Origin of the sequence: Faecalibacillus sp. TM498 (assembly GCF_020589955.1) — a bacterium.
Taxonomy (GTDB): domain Bacteria; phylum Bacillota_I; class Bacilli_A; order Erysipelotrichales; family Coprobacillaceae; genus Faecalibacillus; species Faecalibacillus intestinalis.
In genome coordinates, this window is the sequence record NZ_JAJDKB010000088.1 from 1 (window position 1) to 5,432 (window position 5,432).

Here is a 5,432-nt window from a genome sequence, read left to right on the forward strand (position 1 = left end):
GAATACGACAAGAAGGTAAAGAAGAAGGCTTAAAAGAAGGAGAACTTCTTAAAGCTAAAGAAAAGACATTAAAATTATTTAATAAACTCTTTCCTGATGAAAATAATCAATTATTAGAAAACTTAACACTATTACAATACGATCAAATATTTGATACCTTGTTAGAAAACAAAGATTTAAAAACGATTAAAAAAATCATTGGAAAATAATCCAATGATTTTTTAATAACACACATAAATATAACGTCCAAATTTCACAAATTCTGTTTTCTTCCTTAAGATACGATTTCTTATTTCAAAACCTGCTTGTTTGATTTCTTGATCCATTTGTTCATAACTTACTAAAACAAGTTTATTACATAATTTTCTAGCACTATTAATAATGTCACACTGTTCTTTATAAGTAATCGGTGTATAAAGATTATAAGGAATATCAATAATAGCAATATCATAATGTCCTTGATGCTTATTAATATCATCTTTTGTAATCAACATACCATCAAAACCAAAATGATTAAGATTACATCTTGCTTTCCATGAAATATCCCTTGAAATATCAAATCCTTTGATAGAATACCCTAAAGCTAGTCCTTCTAAAACAACTGTACCCATTCCACAACACGGATCTATCATTGTTTTTGTTTGATCATTTTCTCCAGCAATATTAATCAATGTTCTTGCAAGTCTAATATCTAAGGAATTTGAAAAAGTATTTGGTTTATCATCATATTTTTTCCATGATGGAACACCATGATGATAATACCCAATAATCCATAAGTCATTCACTTTTGTAAGAGCAATTGTATGTTTTGGTTTGGACATATTCACACTACCCGCTATAAACCATGAAATATCTTTACATTTATCAAGTGTTTCTTGATAATCTGGATGGCTAATAGGATTTTTTAAATAAATAACTTTAAAATCTTGATAATTATGATTTTGGCGTTTAACTTCCTCTTTTAAGTCATCAAAATTGGAACTTATCGCCCAAATATCTATTTTTCCCTTCATAAAAACACTTATATTGACATCAATATCTTTATTTGTAATAAAACATTGTTGATATTCTTCATGAAAAAGATATTTAAATTCTAATGCACATAAATCATATTCTTCTGGTGGATAATTAAATAAATAAAAGTATTGTTTCATATTTTTCTTACCTCTAGTGCCCTATTTTAACAATACATCTTCATTTTGGCTACTGAAATAATCATAAATATGATATATTATCTTCAGGAGGCGACTATGAACTATTTAAAAGACTTAAAAGAACAGTTTACTTTTGATCAACTGTTATTAATATTTACATGTTTTAGTTTTACTTTTCCTTTTTATATATTAGGACCTATTTTATTGATTGAATTTATTTATTTGTTAGTATCAAAAAAGGCAATCATTGCCTTAAAACAAACACCACAAATTAAATTTCTCTATTTGTTTGTTTTAATCTCTTTAAGCATCTCCATTATTCATAAAAATATTTTAGGAGCACTTGCAACACTAGGAATATTTATTGTTATTATTTTAATGGTTTATTATCGAAAACATATTAATCAATCGACCTTTGAATTTATTATTGATATGTTGATTGTGCTATCTATTCTTTGGGCAATATATGGAATTTATGAGCAATTTCAAATTTATCATCGTTTAGGTGTTGATCATTTCACCTTTAAAGTTTATGCAAGACGTGAAAATCGCTTAAATAGTGTTTTCTACAATGCCAACTATTATGCGATGATGATTGAATTTATTGCCGTATGTACTGTATATAAATTCTTTACTGTTAAAAATAATCTAAAAAGAAGTATTTTTTATGTTATTGTTGGTTTTTTTAACTTATTTATGCTTTATATGACAGGATGTCGTGCTGGTTATGTGGCAATTGCCGGAGCTATTTGTTTATTTCTTATTTTTAATAAAAACTATAAATTATGTGTTTTGATAGCTCTTGGATGTTTAGGAATTGCAGGTTTCTTTGTTTTAAATCCTGATAAATTCCCTAGAATAGAATATTTGATTTCAAATTTAGATGTTAGAATTCAAATTTGGAGTTGTGCTATTCAAGGTATCAAAGCTTCTCCACTACTAGGACAAGGCCCATTTACTTATATGATGATTTTAGATAAATATAATGGACATTTAACACAACATGCCCATAGTGTTTATTTAGATCCTTTACTTTCATTTGGAATTATTGGACTCGCATGTCTTGTTCCTTATATTTATGATAACTGTAAACGTCTTTATAAAGTAAAAGAGCATTATTCTTATATTGCTCTTGTTATGGGATTTATAGGTGTATTATTAATTCATGGTATTTTAGATTATACGATTTTTTGGATACACACTGGTTTATTCTTCTTATTTGTATTATCTAGTTTTGAAATGTTTGAAACAAATCGTAATTAGCGATTTGTTTTTATTTTTGATATGTTTTATAGATTGTTGCTACTACAAATAAAAGAATAGATAACTCTAAATATTCTATATTAAATACATGTTTATAGACCCAATCAACAATCATAAAAAGCATTGGTATTCCTACCCAAACAATTGTTTCAATTAATTGATTTCTTTTAACATCCATCTTGATCACCTCTTAACAAAATACTACTCCTTTTTATGTTAAGAAAATATCAAGTAAGTGTAAAAAAAAGAACTTCTTTCGAAGTTCTATGCTCTTGCATTCATTGTATTTTGTTTTAATGAATTGACATATTCCATTTGATGTTTTGTATTTTCTTTTAATTCTTTTTGCATTCCTTCTAATGTCATATGTTCTACTTCTTTTGTTTCAGATTTCTTTCCACATACTTTTTCAAATGCTTCTTTTGCATCTTGTTGTAATGCGTTTCTCATTTGATTTCTTTGTTCTAATTTCATTTCTGATTCTTTGATTTCTCCTACAACGGATTCAAAGATTTCTTCTTTTGTTAATTCTTTTCTTGCTTCATTTTCATGTTTTACATCTTGACTATTTTTAAAATACTTTCTTAAAGATTCTTTTGCTTCTGCATTGATTTCATTGATACTCATAATATTTATTCCTCTCTTTCCTAAGACACCTGTAGCTTATACTTTTTTAGATTCTTCGAAAAGAGTATTGTATACATTTTTAATTTCATTAACAAATTATTAATTTTGTAAGAGCTTTATTTGTTAATGGGATTTACAATATATAAAAGAAATACTTGCTGCAATTAAACAAATCACTGCTAAAAACAAATAAGCATATAGCATTGAAAAATGACTTACAATATTTCCACAAATCATAGGAAATAAAGTCATTCCTAAAGCATACACCGCTTGGAAGAAGCCCATAGCTGTTGACTTTGATTCTTGTGGTACATATTTCATAGCTTCACTTGTTAGATATGAAAATAAGATTCCTGTTGCCATACCTGGTAAAATTTGTAAAACAAAAATCATATAGACTGATGAATATTGTGGTACTAAAACACAATAAAGTGCAGTTGTTAAAAATGTAACAGTAATACATGTTCTAACGCCTAATTTCATACATACATCACTTGATGCCATTTTAGCAAAACAAACTGCTGATAACATATAAATAATAGAAGATAATCCTATAGACATAGAATTTGTTCCTAAATTTTTTATAATTTGTGTTGTAAAAGACATAGTTGTTGTCATTTGTACCCCTTGTTAAACAAGTGCAAGAAGTGAAAAGACAATTAAATTCTTTTGTGTACATACTTTTAATAAACTTGAAATTTTTTTCTTTGTTGGTTATGTTTTTTCTTTAGGAAGTAATGAAATAAATAAAGCAGAAATGATTCCTGAAATCACACTTAATAAACAAATCATTTGCATTCCTATTTTTTTATAAAGAAGTGTACTTGTAATAAATCCTAATAACATTCCTAAATTGTTAGCGACAATAATTGAACTGGTTGCTTTTGTTTGTTGGTCTTTTGGATAAAAACTCATATATAAAACCATAAAAGAAATCCACATTGCACTGGCAAATCCTGAAAAAAGATTTCCAATTAAAAAAACAATTCCATTATTAAAAATAATTCTAAACAAAGAAGCACATCCTGATGATAAAGCTCCTATTAACATAATCATTTTATGCTTATTTCTATAATCTGCTAATAATCCTACCGGTAAACGTAAGACCATTTGTGAAATACCATAGCTTCCTATAATAATTCCAATAAATGACGTACTTGTTTGAATCATCGTAAGATAAGGTGTTTAATAAGGAATATAGACATATTGCGCAAACCAGAAAAAGATAACAGCAATAAATAAGATTTTTTGTTTATTTAACTTCATTTTTAGTTCCTTAAATAATTTCAAAATGTTTTAAAGCATATTCTATGCCATCTTCACTTACTGGTTTTGTAACATAGGTTGCATGTTTTTTAGCTTCTTCTCTCCCATTTCCTACACATACAGAAATTCCTGCAATATCAAACATAGGAATATCTATTTCAGCATCACCAAAAGCAATGATATCTTCTTGATCTATTTTTAAATAATCAATAAGTTCTTTAATTGCCTCTTGTTTATCAATATGTTTTAATGCACAATCTCCAAAGATTGCTTTTTCTCCTTTTCCACCCCACGTTAAATCTTTAAATTCAGGAAAAGCTTCTTTAAAATCTGAGTAATCTTGATAACTTTCTAAAATATAATTGATTTTTGTTACATTTTCTACATAGAGACACTTTGGAAAAGTCATTGCTGGATAAATTTCCATCACATCAGGATCTTTCATCCCATATTGTCTTAAAGCTTCTACACCACGTACTTTAAAATTCTTTGATCCATATAAGCCATCATTTGCTTCAATATAGTATTCTAAATGATGTTGATTTAAATAATCGACAATTCTTTTAACATCTTCTACTTGAATTGTTTCATCTTTAATCACTTTATTATCTAATTCAATATAAGCACCATTACCACCAATCATTCCATCAAAACCAATATCTAAAATGGGCTCTTCTATATGGCTTCTACTTCTCCCAGTAACAATAACTGCAAGATGTCCATTTTCTCTCGCCTTCCACATCAAATAGTAATAATTTTTTCATAAATTCACCCCAAACTATTATGACATCATTTTCATTTTCTTCTATAATCCTTCATTAAAGACGGTAGCGCTTTGATCGAAGGACGTATTCTTCGTTTACATAGATATCCCTAGGAAAATATGAAAACGGAGGTGATGGAAATGACATCTTATGAAGCTATATGTTAACTACACTTACATTAATCATGTCAATAATAAATATCGTTATTAAATTACTTCTATATATTATAGAAAATAATGCAAAAAATAACTACCTCATGTCTCTGGCAAAGTGTGAGGTAGTTATTTTATTCACATAAAATCCTATAAACCTTTTTCAGTTAATTCACGTGCAACATCATCTTTGATGGTAACACCTG

Annotated in this window: 7 protein-coding genes and 1 pseudogene; 2 read left to right on the top strand and 6 right to left on the bottom strand. The window is 27.4% G+C overall.

All coding sequences use genetic code 11. The annotated features are described in order from the left end of the window. Positions 1–209, top strand: a pseudogene (locus LJD32_RS14440) (hypothetical protein); the annotation flags it as partial. Positions 210–221: 12 nt separating this feature from the next. Here the strand turns inward: LJD32_RS14440 and LJD32_RS14445 are convergent. Then, on the bottom strand, positions 222–1,154 hold the full coding sequence (locus LJD32_RS14445) for a TRM11 family SAM-dependent methyltransferase (RefSeq protein ID WP_117783386.1): 933 nt from the start codon (positions 1,152–1,154) through the stop codon (positions 222–224). A gap of 96 nt (positions 1,155–1,250) precedes the next feature. On the opposite strand from LJD32_RS14445, the gene LJD32_RS14450 reads away from it, so the two are divergent. Next, positions 1,251–2,417, top strand: a complete 1,167-nt coding sequence (locus tag LJD32_RS14450; protein ID WP_227392751.1) for an O-antigen ligase family protein — start codon at positions 1,251–1,253, stop codon at positions 2,415–2,417. Between the two features lie 10 nt (positions 2,418–2,427). Here LJD32_RS14450 and LJD32_RS14455 read toward each other — a convergent pair whose 3' ends face one another. The 5 genes from LJD32_RS14455 to LJD32_RS14475 all read right to left on the bottom strand — a co-directional run bounded on the left by LJD32_RS14455 (position 2,428) and on the right by LJD32_RS14475 (position 5,052). Then, positions 2,428–2,595: a hypothetical protein gene (locus LJD32_RS14455; RefSeq protein ID WP_158546566.1), complete on the bottom strand. Its 168-nt coding sequence runs from the start codon at positions 2,593–2,595 to the stop codon at positions 2,428–2,430. An 86-nt stretch (positions 2,596–2,681) separates the two neighbouring features. Next, positions 2,682–3,044, bottom strand: a complete 363-nt coding sequence (locus LJD32_RS14460; protein ID WP_227392752.1) for a hypothetical protein — start codon at positions 3,042–3,044, stop codon at positions 2,682–2,684. A gap of 123 nt (positions 3,045–3,167) precedes the next feature. Next, entirely contained in the window at positions 3,168–3,662 is a 495-nt protein-coding gene (locus LJD32_RS14465) for an MFS transporter (RefSeq protein ID WP_227392753.1), read from the bottom strand. Positions 3,663–3,758: 96 nt separating this feature from the next. After that, entirely contained in the window at positions 3,759–4,214 is a 456-nt protein-coding gene (locus LJD32_RS14470; RefSeq protein ID WP_227392754.1) for an MFS transporter, read from the bottom strand. A 106-nt stretch (positions 4,215–4,320) separates the two neighbouring features. Next, on the bottom strand, positions 4,321–5,052 hold the full coding sequence (locus tag LJD32_RS14475) for a Cof-type HAD-IIB family hydrolase (protein WP_227392755.1): 732 nt from the start codon (positions 5,050–5,052) through the stop codon (positions 4,321–4,323). Positions 5,053–5,432: the final 380 nt, after the last annotated feature.